Genomic DNA, 20,543 nt, shown 5'->3' on the forward strand with positions numbered 1-20,543 from the left:
CAAGGCGGCGGCGGCGGCCCCCGGCCTCCCGACATCGAGGCGATGCTGCGCCGGGGCCAGGACCGCTTCAAGTCCATCCTGCCGGGCGGCCTCGGGGCCGGGCGCGGGTTCGTGGTGCTGCTGATGGCGGCCGTGCTGATGTGGCTGGGCAGCGGCGTCTACCAGGTCAAGCCGGGCGAGGAAGGCGTCGAACTGCTGTTCGGCAAGTTCGTCCAGCGTACCGGCCCGGGCCTGCACGTCTGGTTGCCGGAACCTTTCGGCGAGGTGCTCAAGCCCAACGTGGAACGCACCAACGTCATCAACATCGGCTTTCGCGGCAGCCAGCAGGACTCCAGCGGCCGTGGCGCCGGATCGCGGGATGTACCGCAGGAGAGCCTGATGCTCACCTCGGACCAGGCGATCATCGACGCCGATTTCGTCGTCCAGTGGCGCATCAAGAACGCCGCCGATTTCCTGTTCAACATCGTCAACCAGGAAGTGACCATCAAGGTGGTGGCGGAAAGCGTGATGCGCGAGGTGGTCGGCCGGGCGCCCCTGGAAGGGACCCTGACACAGAACCGCCAGGTGGTCGAGCAGCACGCCAAGGAACTGATGCAGAAGACCCTGGACGACTACGGCACCGGGGTGATGATCTCCGACGTCAAGCTGCAGAAGGTGGACCCGCCCACCGAGGTGATCGACGCCTTCAACGACGTGCAGCGCGCCTTGCAGGACAAGGAGCGCCAGCAGAACGAAGCCAACGCCTATCGCAACGACATCATCCCCAAGGCCAAGGGCGAAGCCGAACGCATCATCTACGAGGCGCGCGGCTACAAGGAAAAGGCGATCAAGGACGCGGAAGGCGAGGCGAAACGCTTCATCTCCGTCTACGACGCCTACGCCCAGGGCAAGGACGTGACCGCCCGGCGCCTCTATCTGGAGCGCATGGAGGACGTGTTCCGCCATTCCCAGAAGGTCATCGTGGACCAGGACGGCGATAGCGGCGGCGTGGTGCCCTATCTTCCCCTGCCCGAACTCAAGAAGCGCGAAGGAGCCAAGTGATGAACGGCAAGGCATCCCTGGCCATCCTGGGCGTCGTGGGCGTCGTCGCCGTCGGCCTCGCCGCGACCAGCCTGTTCACGGTCCACCAGCGCCACCAGGCCCTGGTGCTGCAATTCGGCAATCCGATCCGGGTCGAGCGCGAGCCCGGCCTCAAGGTCAAGCTCCCCTGGCAGAACGTGGAAACCTACGAACGCCGCATCCTGGACCTGGACCCGCCGGGCCAGGAGGTGCTGCTGTCCGACCAGAAGCGCATCATCGTCGACGCCTTCGCCCGCTTCCGCATCGTCGATCCGCTGGAATACCGCAAGAAGGCGGTGACCGAGGCCAACTTCCGCCAGGTCTTCGGCGGGCGGCTCAATTCGTCGGTGCGCTCCGAGGTCGCCAAGGTCTCGCTGGCCGATTTGCTGACCGAGAAGCGCGCCCAGGTCATGGACATCATCGCCGACCAGATGAAGGGCCAGGCCAAGGAGTTCGGGGTCGAGGTGGTGGACGTGCGCATCGGGCGGGCCGACCTGCCCGAGGCCATTTCCCAGGCCACCTACAACCGCATGCGATCCGAACGCCTCGCCAAGGCGGCCCAGCTACGGGCCGAGGGCGCCGAGTTGAAGGCCAAGATCCAGGGCGATGCCGATCGCGAACGGACCATCATCCTGGCCGAGGCCCAGCGCGAGGCCCAGGTGCTGCGCGGCGAGGGCGACGCCACCCGGACCACCATCCTCAACGACGCCTACGGACGCGATCCCGAGTTCTTCGGCCTCTATCGCAGCCTGGACGCCTACGGGGTGGCCTTCGGCGAGGGTACCACGATGGTGCTCAAGCCCGATTCGGAGTTCTTCCGCTACTTCGGAACCGCGAACCGGAAAAAGTAAGGGGCCCGGCGGAATTCTCCGCCATTCTTCCGCCTTGATCGCCACGCAGGTTGCGCGGCGTCCCGGCGGGGGCTAAATGGATGACAAGGGTTGTCGGATGGATGGAGATTTTGCCGTGATGCGTCGCATGAAGGCCGCCCTGGCGGGCGTGGTGGCGTTGGGTCTGTGCTCGGGTGCCTGGGCGCGTCCGGCTCCGGAGGGCTTCGCAGATCTGGCCGAAAAGCTGCTGCCCTCGGTGGTCAACGTCTCGACCACCCAGCATATCGAAGGCCGTGCCGACATGCCCGAGTTGCCGCAACTCCCGCCCGGGTCCCCCTTCGAGGACTTCTTCAAGGAATTCTTCGACAAGGGCCGCCCGCAGCAGAAGCGCAAGGCGACCTCGTTGGGGTCGGGCTTCGTCATCGATGCCGCCGGCCATATCGTGACCAACAACCACGTCATCCAGGACGCCGAGGAAATCAACGTCATCCTGCACGACAACACTCGGGTGGAAGCCAAGGTGGTGGGGCGCGACGCCAAGACCGACTTGGCGGTGCTCAAGATCAAGACCGACCACAAGCTGCAGCCCGTGGGCTTCGGCGATTCGGACAAGGCCCGGGTCGGCGACTGGATTCTCGCCATCGGCAATCCCTTTGGCTTAGGGGGCACGGTGACTGCCGGAATCATCTCGGCACGCGGCCGCGACATCAATTCCGGGCCCTACGACGACTTCCTGCAGACCGACGCCTCCATCAACCGGGGGAATTCCGGCGGTCCGATGTTCAACCTCCAGGGCGAGGTGATCGGCATCAACACGGCCATCTATTCTCCCTCGGGGGGCAGCGTCGGCATCGGCTTCGCCATCCCCGCCGGGGCGGCCCGGCCGGTGGTCGAGCAGCTGATCAAGCACGGACAGGTCAAGCGCGGCTGGCTGGGCGTGCATATCCAGGGCATCACCGAGGAACTGGCCGACGGCCTCGGCCTCAAGGAAGCCCAAGGCGCCCTGGTGGCCAGCGTCTCCAAGGGCGGCCCCGCCGAAAAGGCCCAGATTCAGGCCGGCGACGTAATCCTGGAATTCGACGGCCATTCGGTCAACGAGATGCGCAAGCTGCCCCGCATGGTCGGCGAGACACCGGTTGGCAAGCCGGTGGATGTCGTGCTCTGGCGCGGCGGCAAGAAGCAGACGGTCAAGGTGGTCCTGGGCGAGTTGGACGACGAGGAGAGCAAGGTGGCCGCAGCCCCCGAAAAGGGTGGCGAGCGCGGACAGGCCGGCACGATCGACGTGCCGCAAGTCGGCTTGGTCCTGGCGGCGCCCAACAAGCCGTTGCGCGAACGGTTCAGCCTGCCCGAGGACGCCAAGGGCGTGGTCGTGGTCAGCGTCAAGCCGGGCAGCCCGGCGGCCGAGAAGGGCTTTCGCGCCGGCGATCTGATTTCCGAGGTCAATCAGGAACCGGTTTCCGCCCCCGCCCAGGTCAAGGCCAAGGTCGACGACCTGAAGAAGGGCGGCAAGAAGTCGGTGATGTTCCTGGTCCAGGGCCAGGGCGGCGCCCGCTTCGTCGTGGTGAAGATCGACGGCAAGGACTGAGTCAGCGGTACTTGTCCAGCACCGCGCGGCAGATGTCTTCGTGGCGCGGGTAGTTGTACTGGTGGACGACGGCCGGCATCGTGCCGTCGGCATTGGCGACGATGCCGTCGGGACGTAGCGTTACCGACTCGCGCGGCAGGTGCCCCATGGTCAGGACGTGCCGTCCGTTCGCCGACAGGCTGAAGTCGGATAGACGTCCGTCCTGGATCAGCATGTTGTGGATCGCCTGGTCGATCCCGGTTACCGTCAGAGCGGCCGGATCGGCCTCTGCCATCGCGCCGATCATGGCTTTCAGATAGTCCAGGATGCCCCGCCGGGTTCCCAGGGTCGTGCCGGAACAGGAAATCGGCCGATCTCCGATGCGGGCCGCCATCGCCTTGCCGAACGCCGCCCTCAGCCAATGGCTGTTGGTCGCGCAGGTCCCCAGGGTCACGGTGTCCGGTTCCATGAAGAAGCAGGTGGACGTCGTGAGATCCAGGGCGAAAGGGTCGGCCTGGAAGATCACGTCGCGGGTGTCCGTCAGGAAAACCTGCTCGCAGGGATGGGCGAGCAGGACTTCCAGGTATTTCAAGTAACGAGCGGTATTGACCTCCACGGCTGGCCGGGTCGGCAGATCGAAAGGCTCGACGATCACCCGAGCCCGCTCCAGAGCCGTCACGGTAGCGGGGTCGGCGTCGGTGGACATCAAAAGGCAGAGACGGCCACGGTAGCCGGTGGCACGCAACGAGACCAGGAACGGCCGCAACTGCGCCAAGCCGTATCCCCGCGCCGCGCCAAGGATCAGGCACTCGGGTCCATGCATCCCGGCAGCCTAGCACAAATGACCCTGCCTGCCCTCCATTTTCCTGTAGGAGGCCGGCGCCCGACGGAGGTAAGCTGGAGGGCGAGGCGCGCTTCCCGGAGGTCAGCCATGTACAATCCCTGGTCCAGCTACGTCCGTTTCCACCAATCCATCCTGGAAGGCATGGGCGGCATGGCGAAGATCATGATGGAATCCTATCTGCGGCTGGCGCGCCAGCAACAAGAAGTCCTGATGAAGACATTCGATCACCGCCGGGCCGAGGACGGCAAGGCCAAGCCTTCCGTCGTCCCTTCGGGGCCCGACTTGACGGATCATTACGGCCGTCGCAGCCGCGACATCGACGTGGAAAAGGACGTATGATGGCGGACGATATCCTGGCCGGTCCGGCCCGGTCGCTGACCGAGGCCGAACAGCAATCCCTGGCGATCGAACGCCTGCTGGCCGTGTTCGCCGAGGCGCCCGCCTTAGGCATCGCCCCCGAGAAGATGGCGATCGTCGCCCTGTCGGCGGCCGTCAACAACATGGTCGCCGTATTCGGCGAAACCAAGGCCGCAGCCATTCTATCCACGGTTCCGGAGAAAATCCTGGCGGGGAACTTCACCACCCGGCCGCAAGGGACGATGCAATAGACGCAATGACGGAGAAGGGAAGGATGCGGTTCGTTCTGGGCCTCGTGGCTTTGATCGTCGGCATGACGGCGGGCCTGCCGTCGTCGGCGGAGACGCTTGTTTCCTGCCCCGACCTGGGGGGGGCACGGCGCGTTGGCACCTGTCCCAGCGAGAGCGAATTGCGGCACTACTGGGACGAGACCTGCGTCCGCCAGAGGGCCGAGAGCAACAATCCCAACGTTCCGGAATGCGCCAAGTACGAAACCTTCGCCAAGCTGAAAGATGTGGCGCTTTGGGAGGCCGGGCCCGAGGCCGATCCCTTCCAGGGGTATCTCGGCTGCGGCGCCCAGGGGGCCAAGATCAAGCAATCGAAGGCTATCGACGTGGCGCTGGAGTGCGCCTCGACCGCCTGCAAGCTCACTTGTTTCTACGAGAACGGCTTTACCATGATCGCGCGTGCTCCGGCCATCTGCCGGCTACCGGGGAAGGACAAGCCGGTACTTGGGATCGGCAAGGTTTCCTGCGGTACGCCGGGAACGGACTGCGCCGTGCGTTGCGACTGACAAAGGATTTCGTCCATGACCGAGACACGCCGCCTCAGCGATGCCATCGTCGCCGCCCTGGAGGCGGCCTGCACGGAAAACCGAAGGGAAGTCGCCGACCTTCTGATGGAGGCGCTCGAACTTGATCTCTCGGTGATCGGCGGCAAGATGGTCGAGCATCGCGATTCGGTCGACTATGCGGAAAAGGCCTTCAATCTCTATGAAAAAACCTTCGGGCACTGACATGCCGCGAATCTTGGCGGTGGTGGCGGCGATCTTCTGGGCGCAGGGAGCGCTAGCCGCGTCGGACGAAGCGGATGCCGGGCGGGCTCTGGCCGTGCGCTGGTGCGCCTCCTGCCACGTGGTGGAAGCCAACCGTGGCGGAACCGACGCAGTGGCCCCCTTCCAGTCCATCGCCGACCGGCCCCAGACCACCGAGGCGGGCCTGAAGGGCTTCCTCGTGCGGCCTCATGGCCAGATGCCCGATTTCCAGCTTGCCCTGCCCCACATCGACGCCATCGTCGCCTATCTGATGAGCTTGCGCGGCCGCAAGTAAGGCGGGCGCAAAATGAAAAGCCGGGTCGTCGAACCCGGCTTCAGCGCTGAGAGGAGGGGGGGCCGGAGGCGTTGGGGGGGAGGGGAGGAGCGCCTCCGGCCGGGTCGTTGAGGACTCTTTTACACTGAGTTGCGCCGCGACGCTCATCACATCCGTCTCACAATTTCGTGAGGCCGGATTTTCTCCCGCCACGAGGAATTGCGGGTGGCCCTCGGGATGGTCGCGGGCCCGTTGCGATAGAGCTTTCCTCCCGTCCGACTTTCTGTCAGACATTGCACAGCAGAGGAAGGGGGAGACGGCATGAGCGGGACCGAGGCGAATACCCGGGCGGTGGCTGGCATGGACCTCCAGGCGTTCAACGACACCTGCTTCGCCCTGGTCGACTGGCTGGGGACCGTCGAGATGCCCGAGGACCGGGTCGGCATCCGCGAGGCCGGCGGGTGCCTGGGGGGCATTCTGGTTGGCCTGATGACCGAGGGCAAGGCAACCTTCATTCCCGGAGAATCGGGCAATGTGGCGGCACTTTGCGGCTACCTGAAGGACGACGCCGATCCCCACCGCGCCGCCATCCTGACCGTGATCGGCGATTGCGCTCAGGCTGCTGTCGCCGCCGGCCGCAACCTGGAATTCTCCCTCGCGCCGAAGGGGTGACGGCCCCAGGCATGGCCTTGTCGGACGAGCGAGGCGGGGTTACCATGCCGTCCATGCGGGTTGCCGTCGCATTCTTCATGGCCCTCCTTGCCGCCGTTCCCGTACCGGGACGGGCGGGGCCGGCCGACGCCGCGCCGCCGTTGCCCTCCGCTCCCGCCCCCAGCTTCTTCAACACGGTGGAAACCCGCTCCTCCGATCTGTCGGCCTTCAACAAATGGACCGGCATGCTGGAGCGCTTCACCAAGGAGGCGGCCGAGGCGCAGAAGGGCGGCTGCGAGTCGAAGAAGTTCACCAAATGCCATTACGACGACTGGTCCGCCTTTTTGCGCGGCCAGCTCGACCAGGACCGCCAGACCCAGATGATCGAGGTCAACCGGTTCATGAACAAGGCGAAATACACCGAGGACGAACCCAACTGGGGGCAGAAGGATTTCTGGTCGACGCCGGGGGAATTCTTCTCCAAGTACGGGGATTGCGAGGACTACGCCATCGCCAAGTTCATCTCCCTGCTCAAGCTGGGGTTCAAGCCGGACCAGTTGCGCGTCGTTGCCGTGCAGGATCTCAACCTCAAGATCGGCCATGCCGTCCTGGTGGTCTTCCTGGACGGCAAGACCTGGCTGCTCGACAACCAGATTCCCCAGGCCGTCGAGGCCAAGACCGTGCGCCACTACCAGCCCATCTTCTCAATCAACACCCAGGCCTGGTGGCGCCACCGGCCAGCCTGATCGTCCATACCGCAATGCGGCGGAATTGTGCGGTGCACAAGGCGAAAATCGCGTCCGGGGGGCATATTCCGTCTTTACTGTATTAGGCCTGCCTAATATAGTCTCCGCCCGGAACCGGAGGCCGGGCGAACCCACGTTCCCCCGGAGCCGCAGGAGGACAAGAAGGAGCGTGCCGATGGATGCCAAGATTCAGGATGCCGGCCAGCGCGGCGGCCATACCTATCTGCGCTTCAAGAAGGGTGACAACACCTACGACGACCTGACCGAGGTTGTCCTGGAATCGGGCTTTTCCTACAAGTGCCCCACTTACGTCCACCGCACGCCGCCCTGCCAGGGCAGTTGTCCTTCCGGCCACGATATCCGCGGCTGGCTCGCCATCGCCCGCGGCCAGGACAAGCCGGCCGACGGCCGTCCGTGGCAGGCCTACGCCTTCGAGCGCATGGTCAAAGCCAATCCCTTCCCGGCCATCATGGGCCGCGTCTGCCCTGCTCCCTGCCAGTCGGGCTGCAACCGCAACGAGGTCGAAGACTACGTCGGCATCAACGCGGTGGAACAGTACGTCGGCGATTGGGCCATCGAGAACAAGCTCGCCCTGCCCAAGCCGGAAAAGGAATCCGGCAAGAAGGTCGCGGTGGTGGGCGGTGGTCCGGCCGGCCTGTCGGCGGCCTACTTCCTGCGCCAGAAGGGCCACAAGGTTACCTTGTTCGAAGCCAATGCCAAGCTGGGCGGCATGATGGAGTTCGGTATCCCGAACTACCGCATTCCCCCCCACGTCCTGGAGGCCGAGACCCGGCGCATCCTTGACCTGGGCGTCGAGGTCCGCCTCAATACCCGCGTCGGCAAAGACATTTCCCTTGACCAGCTCAAGAAGGACTTCGACGGCGTGTTCTGGGGCATCGGCGCCCAGAAGGGCCGCGGGCTGCCGATCGCGGGCTGGGAAGGCACTCCCAACTGCGTGTCCGGCGTCGCCTTCCTGAAGGCCTTCGCCGAAGGCCGCCTGCAGTTCACCACCAAGCGCATGATCGTGGTGGGCGGCGGCGACACCTCCATCGACGTGGCTTCGGTGGCGCGCCGCATCGGCGCGATTCACCACGCCCGCGAGAGCGACCGCCCGGAGAACGTGGTTTGGGGCAATACCGCCCATGACGTCGCCTCCAGCGGCCGGCGCGAAGGCGTCGAGGTGGTTCTGACGTCCCTGTTCCCGGTCGAGGGCATGATGGCCGCCGAACGCGAGCGCGAGGACGCCATGTGCGAAGGCGTCGAAATCCGCGGCAGCGTCATGCCCCTTGAAATTCTCAAGGACGAGACCGGGCGCGCCAAGGGCCTCAAGATGTGCGAGTGCGACATGGACGGCATGACGCCGATTCCCCGCCAGGGCACCGAATTCAACCTCTACGCCGACTTGATCGTGGCCGCCATCGGCCAGTCGGGCGACATGGAGGGATTGGAAGCCATGGACAACGGCCGCGGGTTCGTCGCCATCGACACCAAGGCCGCCTATCAAGTCAAGGGCGCGCCCGGCCACTTCGCCGGCGGCGATGTGATCCGTCCACACCTGCTGACCACCGCCATCGGCCATGGCTCCATCGCCGCCGAGCAGATCGACGTCTTTCTCGCCCAGGGCGAGGTGCCCATCCGTCCCAAGGTGGACAAGCACCACTTCAACCTGCTCGAGGAACTGCATCAGCGCAAGCTGGAGCCGGAAGCCTTCAAGGGCGGCAACGTCCATGGCACCTCGGCGGCCAAGTTCGCCATCCATAATTACGAGGATCGCTCCACCAAGGAGATCGTGACCCACCACGAACTGTTCCTCGGCCACTTCAAGTTCGTCGACCGCAACAAGCGGGAAGAGATCAAGATCTCCGCCGACACCGTTCTTGGCAACTACGAGGAACGCACCAAGGGCCTTACCGACGCCCAGGTGGTCGACGAGGCCAAGCGCTGCATGAGTTGCGGCATGTGCTTCGAATGCGACAATTGCATGATCTTCTGCCCGCAGACCGCCGTGAAGCGCCACAATACCAAGGAGCGGGCCGTCGGCCGCTATGTCTTCACGGAATATTCGGAATGCATCGGCTGCCACGTTTGCAAGGACGTCTGCCCGACCGGTTACATCCAGATGGGCCTCGGCGAATAAAGTCCGGCACTTCGTCATCGACGCAAGGCCCGCCCTTCGAAGGGGCGGGCCTTTTCGTTATCATCTCCTTCGTCCCTTGTGGCAGGATCGCGCCGTGACCGATGGACAAGGTTCCCCTTCCCGGCTGCCGCTCCTCGACGTGATGCGCGGGTTGGCCCTGCTGCTGATGGCCAGCTACCATCTGGCCTGGGACTTGGTCTATTTCGGTCTGGCCGACATCCCCTTGTTCAGCGCCCCGGCCTGGATCTTCTATCCCCGCTTCATCGCCGCCCTGTTCCTGTTCATCGTCGGGATCGGTCTGGCGCTTTGGTGGCGGGCGGGGGCGAATCGGGCGCGCTATTTGCGTCGCCTGGGGCTGGTATCCGCCTGTGCGGGGATCATCACGCTTGCCACCTGGGCGGCCTTCCCGGCGCAATACGTGTTCTTCGGCATCCTCCATTGCATCGCGCTGTCCAGCTTGGCCGCGTTACCCTTTCTGCGCGGCTCTCCGCGGACGGCGGTGGCGGGGGGATTGCTTTGCTTGGCCGCACCCTGGCTGTTCGCCGCACCGATCTTCGATGCGCCGGCCCTGCTTTGGCTGGGGCTGGCGACTCTGCGGCCGAGCACGGTCGACTACGTTCCCCTGTTCCCCTGGGTGGGTTGGGTGCTGCTAGGGACGGCGGCGGGGCGGTGGAACCTCGTTCCCACGGGCGGCCTTCCCCGCTTCCTGATTCCCCCGGCCTGGCTCGGCCGTCACAGTCTGGCCGTCTACATGCTCCACCAGCCGCTGTTGTTCGGGCTGGTCTATCTCATTGCCTTGGTCAGTGCGCCATGAACAGCGGAACGGCTGCCTTTTCCAGCATATGGCGGGTGACGCCGCCCAGGATCAATTCCCGCATGCGGCTATGGGTGAAGGCGCCCATGACCAGCAGGTCGACCTCCGCCTTCGCCGCATGATCGAGAATCACCGTTCCCACATCCTGGCCGGGGCCCAATTCGAGAGACCAAGCGTCGGCAACGATGTCGTGCCAAGCCAGATAGGCCACCAGATCGTCCAGGGAGGCACCCGGTTCGTCCACCCGGCCGGCGGCCAGCGCCGTCACCCGGTCGGCTCTGCGCAGGAGCGGAAGCGCGGCGGCCACGGCGCGGGCCGACTGCGGACTGCCGTTCCAGGCCACCGCCACATGGCGGCCGATCATGGTCGGCGCGGTGCCTGGCGCCACCAGGACCGGGCGGCCGGTCTCGAACAGGGCGGCGTTGAGGGACAAGGCACGGGCAATGTCGTCCTTGGCCGATCCGCCGACCACGATCAGATCCGCCATCCGGCCCCGCCGGGCCACGACGCCGTCCTCGGGCCCGGTCGTCTCGGCCCATTCGGCGGACAGGTCTCCGGGACCCGGCGCCTCGCGGTCCAAGGCAACGCGATAACGGCCGACGAAGGTATCGAAGATCTCGCGGGCACGAGCCTTGCGGATGGCGATTTCCCGGGCCGCCATGTCGATCATATCCTCGATCATCGGTCCCGACATGCCCTCGCCCAGCAAGGGCAGCGCATCGCGCGCGTCGGCCGCCACGTGCAAGGCCACGACATGGGCCGCCAGGTCGCGCCCCAGGGTCATGGCGGTTTCCAGGGCGACTTGGGAATCGGCGGTGCCGTTGACCGGCACGAGAATGGTCTTGATGGTCATTTCCGGTGTCCTTCCTGCATGGCGCGCAATCCCAGAATCCTCGATCCCTGGCTTAAAGTCTGCTCCCGAGGTCCGCTGCTGTCCACCCTTGCCCAGGAGATGGGTCCCAGATCGTAGCCCTGCTGCATGATGACCACCTCGGCGTCGGCGTCCGAGGCGTTGCCGATGCGCTTCTCCACCCGTTCCAGCATGACGTCGGGCGGGGCTTCCAGCCAGAGGCCGTGGAACTCGACACCGACGTCGACGGCGATGCGCGCCATGGCGTCGCGCTGGTCCGGCTTGGCGAAAACCGCGTCGGCCACCACGGAATGGCCACCCTTCAGGGTGGCGCGCACCGCCTCCTCGAAGACATGGTAGGTCTGCTGGGTGATGTCGCTGGCATAGCCCCACTTGGGCAGCTTCTGCAGGGGGCTGGCGCCCAGAAGCCGCTTGCGGATGACGTCGGTGCGCAGCACGCGGGCGCCGGGTGCCGCGCCCAGGAACGGCGCCACCTCGCGGGCCATGCGGGATTTGCCGCTGCCCGACAGCCCGCCGACCGCCACCAGGCGGGGGGCGGGCGGTGCCAGATAGGCCAAGGCTGCGTCCAGGTAGGCGCGCGCTTCGCCGCGCAGGCGTGCGACCTCGGTAATGTCGGCGATGGTGCCCACGGCGGTGGCGCTGACATGGGCGCGGATGGCGGCGCGGAGCGCGAGGAACAGGGGCAGCGCAGGCAGGCCGCTGCCGTCTCCCGTGATGTCCAGGTACTCGTTCATCAGGAAGCAAGCCAGCCCGCGGAGTCGCCTGTGGTCAAGGTCCATCAGCAGGAACGCCAGGTCGAAGAAGGTGTCGATGTCGGCGAAGTCGTCGTTGAACTCGATGGCGTCGAACAGGACCGGTCGCCCCTCGATCAGACAGATATTGCGTAAGTGCAGATCGCCATGGCAGTGCCTGACCTTACCCAGGCGGCGCCGGGCCTCCAGGCCCGGGCCCCAGCGGTCCAGGGCCTCCAGGCAGGCCTGATCGAGGCGTTTCGTCTTGGCGGTGTCCAGCAAGCCGGGCGGCAGCTGCCCGAAGGCCGCCGCGTTGCCCTTGAGGACGCCCAGCAGGCCCAGCTTGCCCCCCCGATTGGGGCGCTCCTCGGCCTCCATGTGGAATCGGGCCACCGCTTCCGCCAGGCCGCCCATCAGACGGCGGTCGAGGCCGCCGCGCTGCGCGACGCGGTCGAGCAGGTTGTTGTCGTCGAAGCGCGCCATGTCGACCACCCAGTCGAGCACCTCGCCCTCGCCGCCCAGCGCGAGGCTGCCATCGGCGCGCCGCACGACCGGCAGGATACCCTTGTAGATGCCCGGCGCGGTGCGGCGATTGACCGTTACCTCTTCCTCGCAGAACCGGCGGCGCCGGTCGGGGGTCGAAAAGTCGAGATAGGGGTAGACAACGGCGCGCTTCAGCTTGAGCGCCCGATCGCCCAGCAGGAAGATGCTGGAAATGTGGGTATCGATTCTTTCCACGCGCCATTCCCGGACCCCGAAGGCCTCGGGCCGCGAGAGGAAGTCGATGACGGCGGATTGGTCCTCGACGATCATGGCGGCAGTGTACCCTGCCAACCGGAAGTTGGGAACCGGGCCGATGTCCGCCCCACCCCGGCGGCCTGGCCGGGATGGGGCGGGGACGTCGGATCAAACGCGGTAGCTGGCGTCGGCGCGGGCCTCCGAAGCCTTGTTGGGGGCGTAGTTCTTCCACTTGTCAGTATAGTAGCGCATCCGCATGTCGCCCTCGGAAGCGCGGTTGAAGGTAAGGAAGATGTTGCGCCGGCCCTTGGCGCTGGTGTTGGAGGGCGAGCCGTGCGGCACGTAGGAATCGAAGAAGATCACGTCGCCCGGATCGGCCTCGATCAGCATGTATTCGTCCTCGGGCTTGTAGGGCGGGTCGTCATGGGTGAGCACCTGCCACTCGGGGCCCATCAGCTCCTTCTTGTAGTTGCCCGAGCACAGGAAGCTCAGCGCGGCGTTCTCCTTGCGGTTGGCGTCGACCACGATGCCCATGCTGATGAAGAATTTGCTGTAGGCGTTCCAGCCGGCCGCCTGGTCCTGATGCAGCTTGTCGGGGCGGCAGCCGGGCAGCTTGAAGTTCACCTTCTCCTTGAAGAGTACCGGCGCTTCGCCGAACAGGTCGGTCAGGATGGCCTTGGCCTTGTCGCCGATCATGATCTTTTCGATATCGGGGTTGAGGCCGCCGAACAGGTTCTCGACGCGCACCAGCACGGTCTCGCCGTTGACCGGGCTCTTTTCGTAGTATTTCGCCTCCTTGCCTTCCTGCGCGTCGGTATCGCGCAGGCGGTCCAGAAAGTCGGAGATCTTCTTGATCTCGTCCGCGCCGAAGAAGCCCTTGAACACAAGGAAGCCCCGCTTGTGGAACAGCTCGACCTCGTCCTTGGACAACGCCATGATACGAATTCCTCTAAGTCCAATGAAAATCGGGACGCGGAGCATAGCCTCCCGTCACGAAGCTGACAATCGGGGGAAAAGGACCAATTCGAGAAAGCGGGCCCCATTTTGCGATAGCAGGCATGCCCGGACCGGGCAGCCGACGTCGGAGAACGACCTTTTTAGAGCAGGCGCCCGCCAAAAACTTATTCTCCCAGGCGAGTCTGAACCTAGTCTCCATTCCGCTCGACGCGGTTCGGCACTTTCCAGGAGTCATGAGCCGGTCTATTTTTACGGGAAGTATGGACGAGTTGGCAATCTATCCGGGCAATACGGGCTAGAATTCAGCGGGAATCTGTCTAAACAAATACAGCCCGGCCTGCCAAGGGCGCTCGGGAAAAGGAATGCTTCCGATGGAGAAAAAAGTTAAGACATGCCTTTCATTATTGACTGCGGCAATGACTATGAATGCCGAAAACGCACACGCAAAATTAGTAATTGTCCCCCCGCTGGTGGAGCGTAGCTACGCTGCCGCCGGCAGGGCGGTTCCGTCGAGGGTGAGGCGGATGGCGCGCGGGATGCCGATGCCTCGTCGTCGGGCGGTTTCGAGGACGGACCTGACGTTGGCGTAAAGGCCTGCGCCCCCTCGGAATCGGAAACTGTTGGTGACCTTGCGGAAGATGACGCGGGGTCGGAGCGCCTGCTCGGAGCCGTTGTTGGTGGCCGGGTTGGCACGGTTGGTGACGAAGACGAAGAGGTTCTGGCGGAAACGCTGGGCGATACGCTGAAGTTTGAGGCCGGGCTGGTACGTGACAAGCATGCACCGCCGAGCATTCCAACGACATGGGGTTTGTTCAGGGCCTCGAAGGACGCTGATCCTGAACCTCTTGGAGGGCACGCAACATCGATCAATTGGCGTATGTGATCGTCCGCAGGCGCTCGAACAGCGCCGAGAGGATTGCCTCACGACTGGTCATGGTGGATTTCCTGGGCCGTGCGGCCGAGCCGTATGCCGCGCTTGAATGACATACGGCTTGGCCGTATAATGACGGTGTGGAATATGAGTTCGACCAGGCGAAGGAAGAGCCGAACGTCGCGGAGCGGGGTCTTTCCCTGGCTCTGGCTCCGCTGCCGTTCGAGGACTTGCTGCATGTGGCGGACGATGACCGCCGGGACTATGGCGAACGTCGTCAGGTCGCGTACGGCCGGATCGCCGGACGCCTGTTCGTCTGTGTGTTCACCGACCGCGGCGAAGTCCGCCGCATCATTTCCCTTCGCCGCGCCAACTCGAGGGAGAGACGAGCCTATGACCCGCAAGATCACGCCTGAAATGACCAAGGCCGCCCTGGCGAAGACCGACTGGGCCGCCGTGGACGCGACGACGGACGAGCAGATCGAGCGCCAGATCGCCGCAGATCCGAACCTGGCCCCCGAGATCCTGCCGGTGGACGTGAAGGCCATCCGGACATCGACCGGACTGTCGCAGGGCCGGTTCGCGGCCCGATACCGCATTCCGGTGGGGACGCTCCGGGATTGGGAGCAGGGCCGGAAGCAGCCCGACACCACGGCCCGCGCCTACCTCCGGGTGATCGCCCGCAATCCCGAGATGGTGGCCCAGTCGCTGCAAGGCTGACCTCTCAGCGTCCCCGCCCCCGCCAGTTTCGGGCGACCAGCCGGGGCAGTTCGGCGATCCACTTGTCGGCGGCGGCGACCACGTCGAGGCGCTTCCTGACGGTGACCTGTGGCACCAGGATGAACAGCGGCTGACCAGGGTACCGGTGGACCGGCAGGATGGCGATGCCCTCCCGGGGGATCTCCAACTGCCGGCCGAGCGCGGCGCCGATATCCAGGGGCTCCAGGGCACCGCCACTCAGCCGGGGCCCGAGCACGCCTAGGATGACGTCCAGCTTGGGATGCGCGACCTTCAGCGGCGTCCCGAGCAGGCGGGAGGCAAGATGGGGAAGGCCGTTCATGGCAATCCGAAGAGGTCCGGGGGAATAGGCTTGACTCCGGCCGTGGCACCTCTCATATTCTGGACATAATTTCTAGCCAGAATGTGTCGTCATGGCCGAGCCGACTTGGTCAGTACAAGATGCGAAGAACCATTTCAGCGAGGTCGTCGAGGCAGCCCGCCACGGCGAGCCGCAAACGGTGACCAAGCACGGCAAGCCGACCGTCGTCGTCCTGGCGGCCGACGAATACGCCCGGCTGCGTCACCTGGAGCATCTGAAGGTCCCGACTTTCGCCGATCACCTGCTGTCCATGCCGACCGATGGCGGTGAGTTCGACCGTCTCGACGGCCGCATGCGGGAGACCGGATTCTGATGTTCCTGCTCGACACGGTCGTGCTTTCGGAACTGCGCAAACGGCAGGAACAGCGAAATCCCAACGTGGTTGCGTGGATCGCCAAGGTCCGCTCCCAGGACTTGTTCGTCAGCGTGGTAACCATCGGCGAGATCGAACGTGGCATCAAACGGCAGCGTGAGATGAACCCACCTTTCGCCGATGACCTTGCTGCTTGGCTGGACGTGGTGCTGCGCGCCTATGAGGGACGCGTCCTTCCGGTCACCGTGGCTGTCGCCCGCCGATGGGGACGCCTGTCTCACCGGACTGGCAACAAGGGGCTCGACCTGACGATCGCAGCCACCGCGCTCGAACATGGCCTGACGGTGGCAACGCGCAATGTTTCCGACTTCACCCCGACCGGTGTCTCGGTGATCAATCCGTTCGATCCACCTCCCCACCACTGACGTCGCCGGGATTGACGAGCGCCGAGGCTCCGGAGACCAAATCCTTGCTACCACTGGAGTTTTACCTTGGCACCAAGGCTTGACGTAGGCCGGCGGCAGCAGCCGCACCTCGTGCCCCAACTTCACGACCTCACGCGCCCAGTAATGCGCCGACGCACACGCCTCCATCCCCACCAGACACGGCCCCAGCTTGCTGAAAAACCTGATGACCTCGCCTCGCCGCAATGGACGGCCCCCTCGATGGCCTGCTTCCAAACGACCACTTTGGCGCATTACGACGCCGGTGAGCAGGGACCGTCCACCCCATCATCCGTGGCCCATTCCCTTGACGGGGCGTCGGCAGGCATGGCGGCCGTGATGGGCGCGCGGGCCTTGCGCCCGCAATCGGCGGGCAGGACGGGCAGGTTCGTTCCCCTTCAGATCACCCTGGCCTCATTGGCCGCCCGAGACCGGCCAAGAGGTCATGTATCACATCGAAAATCCCACCATCCGCCGTACCTCCTGCGGCGAATGCCCCGCAGCCCTGAGGGAGCGCAGCGCCAGCGAACGGTCGCGCTTGGCGAAGCGGCGGCCGTCCTCACCCACCAGCAGCCGATGGTGATGGTAGCCGGGCACCTCCAGGCCCAGCAGGGCCTGGAGCAAGCGGTGCACGTGGGTAGCCTCGAACAGGTCCATTCCGCGGGTGACCAGGGAGACGCCCTGCAGGTGATCGTCCAGGGCGACCGACAGGTGGTAGCTGGTCGGTACGTCCTTGCGGGCCAGCACCACGTCGCCGAAGAGGGCCGCATCGGCCCGGACGATGCCCGCCTCCCGGTCCCGCCAGGTCAGCGGCCCGGCCAGGGCAAGCGCCTTGGCGATGTCGAGGCGTAGCGCCGCTTCCTTCCCGGCCGCCATCGGCCGGCCGCGGCAGGTGCCGGGGTAGAGGACGCCTTCCGGCCCGTGGGGGGCGCGGGGGGCGCGGGCGATCTCGTCCATGATCTCCTTGCGCGTGCAGGTGCAGGGATAAAGCAAGCCCAAGCCTTCCAACCGGGCGAGAGCGGCGCGATAGTCGTGCAGATGCTCCGACTGGCGGCGCACCGGCTCCTCCCATTCCAGTCCCAGCCAAGCCAAGTCCTCGAAGATGGCTTCCGTGAACTCGGGCCGGCAGCGGCCCGGATCGATGTCTTCGATGCGCAGCAGGAAGCGGCCGCCCGCCGCCCGCGCCGTCTCGAAGGCGAACAGAGCCGAATGGGCATGGCCCAGGTGCAGAAAGCCGGTCGGGCTGGGGGCGAAACGGGTGACGACGGAGCAAGGAGTCATGGGGTGGCATTGTCCCCGTCTTTTCCGCCGAGGCAAGGGGCGCGCCATGAAAATTTCATTGGGGGAGGAATTGGCAATTCCCCACAAGATATAGTATTCTCCGCCAAGCTTAAGGAGGGACTGACGCCCGATGGCGGCCGGAGAGCATTATCCCGCCCTGGTCTTGAACGCGGACTTCCGTCCGCTTTCCTACTTGCCCCTTTCGCTCTGGTCCTGGCAGGAAGCCGTCAAGGCGGTCTTCATGGACCGGGTCGCGGTGGTCTCTGAATACGACCGGGTGGTCCGCTCGCCGTCCTGGGAGATGCGCCTGCCCAGCGTGATCTCGCTCAAGGAATACGTGGCTCCCGCCAAGCGCCCGGCCTTCACGCGGTTCAACGTCTTCCTGCGCGACCGCTTCGCTTGCCAGTATTGCGGCCGGCCCTTTGCCAGCGAGGACCTGACCTTCGACCATGTCGTGCCGCGCTCGCGCGGGGGGCTTACCACCTGGAACAACGTGGTGGCCGCCTGCGCGCCCTGCAATTCGCGCAAGGGCAGCCGCCTGCCGCGCGAAGTCGGCATGGTCCTGCAACGGCCGCCCCAACCGCCCAGCGCCCATCTGCTGCAGGAACATGGCCGGGCCTTCCCGCCCAACTACCTGCATGAAGGCTGGTCCGACTTCCTGTATTGGGATACGGTCCTCGACCAGGCTTGAGGGGGAATTCCCATGACCAAGGCACAGGAAACGGCCGATGCGGTCGGCCGTTTCATCGGCGAAGGCGACCTGCTGGCCAGGCACCTGGGGGTGAAGCTGGACGAAATCCACCCCGGCTACGCCCGCTGCACCATGACGGTGCGCCCGGACATGAGCAACGCCGCCGCCATAGGCCACGGCGGGGCCACCTTCGCCCTGGCGGACACGGCATTCGCCTACGCCTGCAACTCGCATAACCGTATCGCCCTGGCCGCCAACTGCACCATCACCTTCGTCGGCCCGGCGAAGATCGGCGACACCCTGACCGCCGAGGCGGTGGAAACGGTTCTGGTGCGCCGCAGCGGCGTCTGCGACGTCACGGTCACCAACCAAGCCGGCGAGATCGTCGCCCTCTTCCGCGGCCATTCCCGGCAGATCGAGGGCCACCTGGCGCCGCTCGATCCGTAAGGCGGTCCCGTACTACACGGCAGCGAACTCGTGTTCGTCCGTGCCCTCCGGAGGAGGTTGATCGGGAACACATGCACGGTATCCGTAAAGGATCATGTCGTATATCACCGACAACGCATTGGCATCGACCCCGTCGCCAGATTGAGGGCAGCCACTCACCGGTTACGCCATGTATGACGCGATGAATATTGACTCTATGCTGTCACTATGACAATGTACTGTCGTATCAGGGAGGCAGGGCTATGGTGCGTTCGGACGAGGGCGAAGCTTTTACCGATCTGTTGTTGGAGACATTCCGGCTGAACGGACGATTGTTGGCGGCCGGGGATCGGTTGGTGGCCGACCTGGGATTGACCAGTGCGCGTTGGCAGGTCCTTGGGGCCTTGGCGGAAGAGCCGCGGACGGTTTCCGGCATCGCCCGTGCCATGGGGCTCACTCGCCAGGCCGTGCAGCGGGTGGCCAACGAATTGGTCGCCGAAGGCTTCCTTGCCTGGCGCGACAACCCGGCCCATCGCCGGGCCAAACTGGTCGATCCCACCGAACGGGGCCGCACCGCCCTGGCGGAAATCGAACGCCGCCAAGCCGTCTGGGCCGACCGCGTGGCCCAGGGGCTGGGCAGTGGGCGGCTCGCGGCGGCGGCCGGCCTCCTGCGCGATTTGCGCCGCCGCCTGGAGGAAGAATAGATGATAACCAAGACCCTGAAGGTCCTGCACCTGCTGGGCCTGGCGATGTTCCTGGGCAGCATCCTGGGTCATATCGCGCAGGGATTCGTGCCCGGATCGGCCAGCGATCCGGCCGCCATGCTGATTGGACGCCAGGCCATCGAGGTCGCCACCAGGGGCCTGACCCTGCCCGGCCTGGGACTGCTGGCTCTCAGCGGCCTGGCCCTGGCGATCCGCGGCCGGCTGCACCCCGCCCGCCAACGCTGGCTGGCGCTCCATGCCCTGGCCCTGCCGCTCATCGCCCTTTCGGCCTTCACCGTCATGCTGCCCACCGCCGCGGCGCTGCTGGAAGCGGCGCGGGCTGGCGATATCGGCGGATTCGCCGCCCTCAAAGGCCGGGAATCGGCCTTCGGCGCCCTGAACCTGCTGCTGGCCGTGGCGGCGGTGGTCCTGGGCGTGGTCAAGCCGTCCCTCGGGCGCAAGGAGGGCTAGGATGGCCGACTATTACCTCTGGCTACGCTTCGCCCATCTGGGCGGTGCCGTACTGTTGGGCGGGGGGCTGCTGGCCGTCTTCGTCTCGGAACTGCGGTCCTGGCGGGTCGCCGATCCCGTCCGCTTCGCCGAAGCGACTTGGTACACGGCCGTCTTCTACGACACCCTGGCGCTGCCCGGAGCGCTCCTGCTCGCCGGCAGCGGCCTGCTGCTGGTCTCCCTCCTGGGCGTCGGCTATTTCGACCAACCCTGGCTGACCGGCATGTGGGCACTGTTCCTGTTCGAGTTCGTCGAAGGCAACACGGTCACCCGAATCCAGTTCCGCCGCAGCCTGCGCCTGGCCCGGAACCTTGGCTCCGAGCTGACGCCGGAGGTGCGCCGCCGGGTCCGCCAGCCCTTGGGCCAAGCCGCCCACTTTCTCGACCTGCCCCTGTTCGGCGTCATTTTGTTCTGCGGGGCGGCGCGTCCGGACGAATGGTGGCCTATCCTGGCCGCCCTGGCCCTGGCCCTGTCGGCCGGGGGTACGATGGCCCTTGTGGCGAGCCGGACCCCGGCCCTTGGAAGCGCCTCGACGCCGTAAGGACCATTCCGGACCTCTCCGTGGCGAAGCCGCTTCGAATCCCGGTTTCCTCCCAGGG

General features: G+C 65.6%; 28 protein-coding genes and 1 pseudogene. 21 read left to right on the top strand and 8 right to left on the bottom strand.

The window, feature by feature from the left end; all coding sequences use genetic code 11:
* From hflK to H7841_07225, 3 genes are all read left to right on the top strand, one after another.
* The coding region (hflK, locus tag H7841_07215; protein ID MEO5336666.1) for an FtsH protease activity modulator HflK at window positions 1-1,041 on the top strand (1,041 nt) is incomplete at its 5' end.
* Window positions 1,041-1,910, top strand: a complete 870-nt coding sequence (hflC, locus tag H7841_07220; protein ID MEO5336667.1) for a protease modulator HflC — start codon at window positions 1,041-1,043, stop codon at window positions 1,908-1,910. The genes hflK and hflC, both read left to right, overlap by 1 nt.
* A 118-nt stretch (window positions 1,911-2,028) precedes the next feature.
* Window positions 2,029-3,474, top strand: a complete 1,446-nt coding sequence (locus tag H7841_07225; GenBank protein ID MEO5336668.1) for a DegQ family serine endoprotease — start codon at window positions 2,029-2,031, stop codon at window positions 3,472-3,474.
* A 1-nt stretch (window position 3,475) separates the two neighbouring features.
* Here H7841_07225 and H7841_07230 read toward each other — a convergent pair whose 3' ends face one another.
* Window positions 3,476-4,276: a hypothetical protein gene (locus H7841_07230; protein MEO5336669.1), complete on the bottom strand. Its 801-nt coding sequence runs from the start codon at window positions 4,274-4,276 to the stop codon at window positions 3,476-3,478.
* 108 nt (window positions 4,277-4,384) lie between these two features.
* Here H7841_07230 and H7841_07235 point away from each other — a divergent pair, with 108 nt between their 5' ends.
* The 9 genes from H7841_07235 (at window position 4,385) to H7841_07275 (ending at window position 10,309) form a co-directional block, all read left to right on the top strand.
* Window positions 4,385-4,636: a hypothetical protein gene (locus H7841_07235; protein MEO5336670.1), complete on the top strand. Its 252-nt coding sequence runs from the start codon at window positions 4,385-4,387 to the stop codon at window positions 4,634-4,636.
* Entirely contained in the window at window positions 4,633-4,905 is a 273-nt protein-coding gene (locus H7841_07240; protein MEO5336671.1) for a hypothetical protein, read from the top strand. The genes H7841_07235 and H7841_07240 overlap by 4 nt, the downstream gene beginning before the upstream one ends.
* A gap of 23 nt (window positions 4,906-4,928) precedes the next feature.
* A complete protein-coding gene (locus H7841_07245; protein ID MEO5336672.1) occupies window positions 4,929-5,447 on the top strand; it encodes a hypothetical protein in 519 nt (172 codons plus the stop codon).
* Window positions 5,448-5,462: 15 nt separating this feature from the next.
* Window positions 5,463-5,669: a hypothetical protein gene (locus tag H7841_07250; protein MEO5336673.1), complete on the top strand. Its 207-nt coding sequence runs from the start codon at window positions 5,463-5,465 to the stop codon at window positions 5,667-5,669.
* Window position 5,670: 1 nt separating this feature from the next.
* On the top strand, window positions 5,671-5,982 hold the full coding sequence (locus tag H7841_07255) for a cytochrome c (protein MEO5336674.1): 312 nt from the start codon (window positions 5,671-5,673) through the stop codon (window positions 5,980-5,982).
* Between the two features lie 300 nt (window positions 5,983-6,282).
* Window positions 6,283-6,633: a hypothetical protein gene (locus tag H7841_07260; GenBank protein ID MEO5336675.1), complete on the top strand. Its 351-nt coding sequence runs from the start codon at window positions 6,283-6,285 to the stop codon at window positions 6,631-6,633.
* Window positions 6,634-6,677: 44 nt separating this feature from the next.
* Entirely contained in the window at window positions 6,678-7,358 is a 681-nt protein-coding gene (locus tag H7841_07265; GenBank protein ID MEO5336676.1) for a transglutaminase-like cysteine peptidase, read from the top strand.
* 175 nt (window positions 7,359-7,533) lie between these two features.
* Window positions 7,534-9,495 carry an NAD(P)-binding protein gene (locus tag H7841_07270; GenBank protein MEO5336677.1) on the top strand — a complete coding sequence of 654 codons (1,962 nt, stop codon included), beginning with the start codon at window positions 7,534-7,536 and terminating at the stop codon, window positions 9,493-9,495.
* A gap of 94 nt (window positions 9,496-9,589) precedes the next feature.
* On the top strand, window positions 9,590-10,309 hold the full coding sequence (locus H7841_07275) for a DUF1624 domain-containing protein (protein ID MEO5336678.1): 720 nt from the start codon (window positions 9,590-9,592) through the stop codon (window positions 10,307-10,309).
* Here H7841_07275 and H7841_07280 read toward each other — a convergent pair.
* From H7841_07280 to H7841_07295, 4 genes are all read right to left on the bottom strand, one after another.
* Window positions 10,296-11,162: a universal stress protein gene (locus H7841_07280; GenBank protein ID MEO5336679.1), complete on the bottom strand. Its 867-nt coding sequence runs from the start codon at window positions 11,160-11,162 to the stop codon at window positions 10,296-10,298. The two genes, H7841_07275 and H7841_07280, sit on opposite strands and share 14 nt — an antisense overlap.
* Window positions 11,159-12,724 (bottom strand): AAA family ATPase, encoded by a 1,566-nt coding sequence (locus H7841_07285; protein MEO5336680.1) that lies wholly within the window; start codon window positions 12,722-12,724, stop codon window positions 11,159-11,161. The genes H7841_07280 and H7841_07285 overlap by 4 nt, the downstream gene beginning before the upstream one ends.
* A 93-nt stretch (window positions 12,725-12,817) precedes the next feature.
* Window positions 12,818-13,585, bottom strand: a complete 768-nt coding sequence (locus H7841_07290; protein ID MEO5336681.1) for a phytanoyl-CoA dioxygenase family protein — start codon at window positions 13,583-13,585, stop codon at window positions 12,818-12,820.
* Window positions 13,586-14,087: 502 nt separating this feature from the next.
* The gene (locus H7841_07295; protein ID MEO5336682.1) at window positions 14,088-14,384 is read right to left on the bottom strand and encodes a transposase; all 297 of its coding nucleotides are present in this window, start codon (window positions 14,382-14,384) and stop codon (window positions 14,088-14,090) included.
* A 233-nt stretch (window positions 14,385-14,617) separates the two neighbouring features.
* On the opposite strand from H7841_07295, the gene H7841_07300 reads away from it, so the two are divergent.
* Window positions 14,618-14,893 carry a BrnT family toxin gene (locus H7841_07300; GenBank protein MEO5336683.1) on the top strand — a complete coding sequence of 92 codons (276 nt, stop codon included), beginning with the start codon at window positions 14,618-14,620 and terminating at the stop codon, window positions 14,891-14,893.
* On the top strand, window positions 14,871-15,197 hold the full coding sequence (locus H7841_07305; GenBank protein ID MEO5336684.1) for an XRE family transcription factor: 327 nt from the start codon (window positions 14,871-14,873) through the stop codon (window positions 15,195-15,197). Before H7841_07300 ends, H7841_07305 begins: the two co-directional genes overlap by 23 nt.
* A gap of 4 nt (window positions 15,198-15,201) precedes the next feature.
* Here H7841_07305 and H7841_07310 read toward each other — a convergent pair whose 3' ends face one another.
* Window positions 15,202-15,537, bottom strand: a complete 336-nt coding sequence (locus tag H7841_07310; GenBank protein ID MEO5336685.1) for a DUF6441 family protein — start codon at window positions 15,535-15,537, stop codon at window positions 15,202-15,204.
* 91 nt (window positions 15,538-15,628) lie between these two features.
* On the opposite strand from H7841_07310, the gene H7841_07315 reads away from it, so the two are divergent.
* Complete coding sequence (locus H7841_07315; protein ID MEO5336686.1) at window positions 15,629-15,889, top strand: type II toxin-antitoxin system Phd/YefM family antitoxin; 261 nt, start codon at window positions 15,629-15,631, stop codon at window positions 15,887-15,889.
* Complete coding sequence (locus H7841_07320; GenBank protein ID MEO5336687.1) at window positions 15,889-16,314, top strand: type II toxin-antitoxin system VapC family toxin; 426 nt, start codon at window positions 15,889-15,891, stop codon at window positions 16,312-16,314. Before H7841_07315 ends, H7841_07320 begins: the two co-directional genes overlap by 1 nt.
* 57 nt (window positions 16,315-16,371) lie before the next feature.
* Here the strand turns inward: H7841_07320 and H7841_07325 are convergent.
* Window positions 16,372-16,587, bottom strand: a pseudogene (locus H7841_07325) (hypothetical protein).
* 195 nt (window positions 16,588-16,782) lie between these two features.
* Window positions 16,783-17,613: a tRNA glutamyl-Q(34) synthetase GluQRS gene (gluQRS, locus tag H7841_07330; GenBank protein ID MEO5336688.1), complete on the bottom strand. Its 831-nt coding sequence runs from the start codon at window positions 17,611-17,613 to the stop codon at window positions 16,783-16,785.
* Window positions 17,614-17,743: 130 nt separating this feature from the next.
* Here gluQRS and H7841_07335 point away from each other — a divergent pair, with 130 nt between their 5' ends.
* The 5 genes from H7841_07335 (at window position 17,744) to H7841_07355 (ending at window position 20,485) form a co-directional block, all read left to right on the top strand.
* Window positions 17,744-18,304: an HNH endonuclease gene (locus tag H7841_07335; protein ID MEO5336689.1), complete on the top strand. Its 561-nt coding sequence runs from the start codon at window positions 17,744-17,746 to the stop codon at window positions 18,302-18,304.
* 12 nt (window positions 18,305-18,316) lie between these two features.
* On the top strand, window positions 18,317-18,751 hold the full coding sequence (gene paaI / locus H7841_07340) for a hydroxyphenylacetyl-CoA thioesterase PaaI (protein ID MEO5336690.1): 435 nt from the start codon (window positions 18,317-18,319) through the stop codon (window positions 18,749-18,751).
* Between the two features lie 242 nt (window positions 18,752-18,993).
* Window positions 18,994-19,434 carry a MarR family transcriptional regulator gene (locus tag H7841_07345; GenBank protein ID MEO5336691.1) on the top strand — a complete coding sequence of 147 codons (441 nt, stop codon included), beginning with the start codon at window positions 18,994-18,996 and terminating at the stop codon, window positions 19,432-19,434.
* Entirely contained in the window at window positions 19,435-19,905 is a 471-nt protein-coding gene (locus H7841_07350) for a DUF2269 family protein (protein MEO5336692.1), read from the top strand.
* A 1-nt stretch (window position 19,906) separates the two neighbouring features.
* Window positions 19,907-20,485: a DUF2269 family protein gene (locus H7841_07355; GenBank protein ID MEO5336693.1), complete on the top strand. Its 579-nt coding sequence runs from the start codon at window positions 19,907-19,909 to the stop codon at window positions 20,483-20,485.
* Window positions 20,486-20,543 lie beyond the last annotated feature (58 nt).

It is taken from the genome of Magnetospirillum sp. WYHS-4, from assembly GCA_039908345.1.
Classification (GTDB): domain Bacteria; phylum Pseudomonadota; class Alphaproteobacteria; order Rhodospirillales; family GLO-3; genus JAMOBD01.

What these genes read in the sequence shown, in the direction of transcription:
- hflC (MEO5336667.1), top strand. Translation starts at nt 1,041, where the DNA reads ATGAACGGCAAGGCATCCCTGGCCATCCTGGGCGTCGTGGGCGTCGTC.
- H7841_07225 (MEO5336668.1), top strand. Translation starts at nt 2,029, where the DNA reads ATGCGTCGCATGAAGGCCGCCCTGGCGGGCGTGGTGGCGTTGGGTCTG.
- H7841_07230 (MEO5336669.1), bottom strand. Translation starts at nt 4,276, where the DNA reads ATGCATGGACCCGAGTGCCTGATCCTTGGCGCGGCGCGGGGATACGGC.
- H7841_07235 (MEO5336670.1), top strand. Translation starts at nt 4,385, where the DNA reads ATGTACAATCCCTGGTCCAGCTACGTCCGTTTCCACCAATCCATCCTG.
- H7841_07240 (MEO5336671.1), top strand. Translation starts at nt 4,633, where the DNA reads ATGATGGCGGACGATATCCTGGCCGGTCCGGCCCGGTCGCTGACCGAG.
- H7841_07245 (MEO5336672.1), top strand. Translation starts at nt 4,929, where the DNA reads ATGCGGTTCGTTCTGGGCCTCGTGGCTTTGATCGTCGGCATGACGGCG.
- H7841_07250 (MEO5336673.1), top strand. Translation starts at nt 5,463, where the DNA reads ATGACCGAGACACGCCGCCTCAGCGATGCCATCGTCGCCGCCCTGGAG.
- H7841_07255 (MEO5336674.1), top strand. Translation starts at nt 5,671, where the DNA reads ATGCCGCGAATCTTGGCGGTGGTGGCGGCGATCTTCTGGGCGCAGGGA.
- H7841_07260 (MEO5336675.1), top strand. Translation starts at nt 6,283, where the DNA reads ATGAGCGGGACCGAGGCGAATACCCGGGCGGTGGCTGGCATGGACCTC.
- H7841_07265 (MEO5336676.1), top strand. Translation starts at nt 6,678, where the DNA reads ATGCCGTCCATGCGGGTTGCCGTCGCATTCTTCATGGCCCTCCTTGCC.
- H7841_07270 (MEO5336677.1), top strand. Translation starts at nt 7,534, where the DNA reads ATGGATGCCAAGATTCAGGATGCCGGCCAGCGCGGCGGCCATACCTAT.
- H7841_07280 (MEO5336679.1), bottom strand. Translation starts at nt 11,162, where the DNA reads ATGACCATCAAGACCATTCTCGTGCCGGTCAACGGCACCGCCGATTCC.
- H7841_07285 (MEO5336680.1), bottom strand. Translation starts at nt 12,724, where the DNA reads ATGATCGTCGAGGACCAATCCGCCGTCATCGACTTCCTCTCGCGGCCC.
- H7841_07290 (MEO5336681.1), bottom strand. Translation starts at nt 13,585, where the DNA reads ATGGCGTTGTCCAAGGACGAGGTCGAGCTGTTCCACAAGCGGGGCTTC.
- H7841_07295 (MEO5336682.1), bottom strand. Translation starts at nt 14,384, where the DNA reads ATGCTTGTCACGTACCAGCCCGGCCTCAAACTTCAGCGTATCGCCCAG.
- H7841_07305 (MEO5336684.1), top strand. Translation starts at nt 14,871, where the DNA reads ATGACCCGCAAGATCACGCCTGAAATGACCAAGGCCGCCCTGGCGAAG.
- H7841_07310 (MEO5336685.1), bottom strand. Translation starts at nt 15,537, where the DNA reads ATGAACGGCCTTCCCCATCTTGCCTCCCGCCTGCTCGGGACGCCGCTG.
- H7841_07315 (MEO5336686.1), top strand. Translation starts at nt 15,629, where the DNA reads ATGGCCGAGCCGACTTGGTCAGTACAAGATGCGAAGAACCATTTCAGC.
- H7841_07320 (MEO5336687.1), top strand. Translation starts at nt 15,889, where the DNA reads ATGTTCCTGCTCGACACGGTCGTGCTTTCGGAACTGCGCAAACGGCAG.
- gluQRS (MEO5336688.1), bottom strand. Translation starts at nt 17,613, where the DNA reads ATGACTCCTTGCTCCGTCGTCACCCGTTTCGCCCCCAGCCCGACCGGC.
- H7841_07335 (MEO5336689.1), top strand. Translation starts at nt 17,744, where the DNA reads ATGGCGGCCGGAGAGCATTATCCCGCCCTGGTCTTGAACGCGGACTTC.
- paaI (MEO5336690.1), top strand. Translation starts at nt 18,317, where the DNA reads ATGACCAAGGCACAGGAAACGGCCGATGCGGTCGGCCGTTTCATCGGC.
- H7841_07345 (MEO5336691.1), top strand. Translation starts at nt 18,994, where the DNA reads ATGGTGCGTTCGGACGAGGGCGAAGCTTTTACCGATCTGTTGTTGGAG.
- H7841_07350 (MEO5336692.1), top strand. Translation starts at nt 19,435, where the DNA reads ATGATAACCAAGACCCTGAAGGTCCTGCACCTGCTGGGCCTGGCGATG.
- H7841_07355 (MEO5336693.1), top strand. Translation starts at nt 19,907, where the DNA reads ATGGCCGACTATTACCTCTGGCTACGCTTCGCCCATCTGGGCGGTGCC.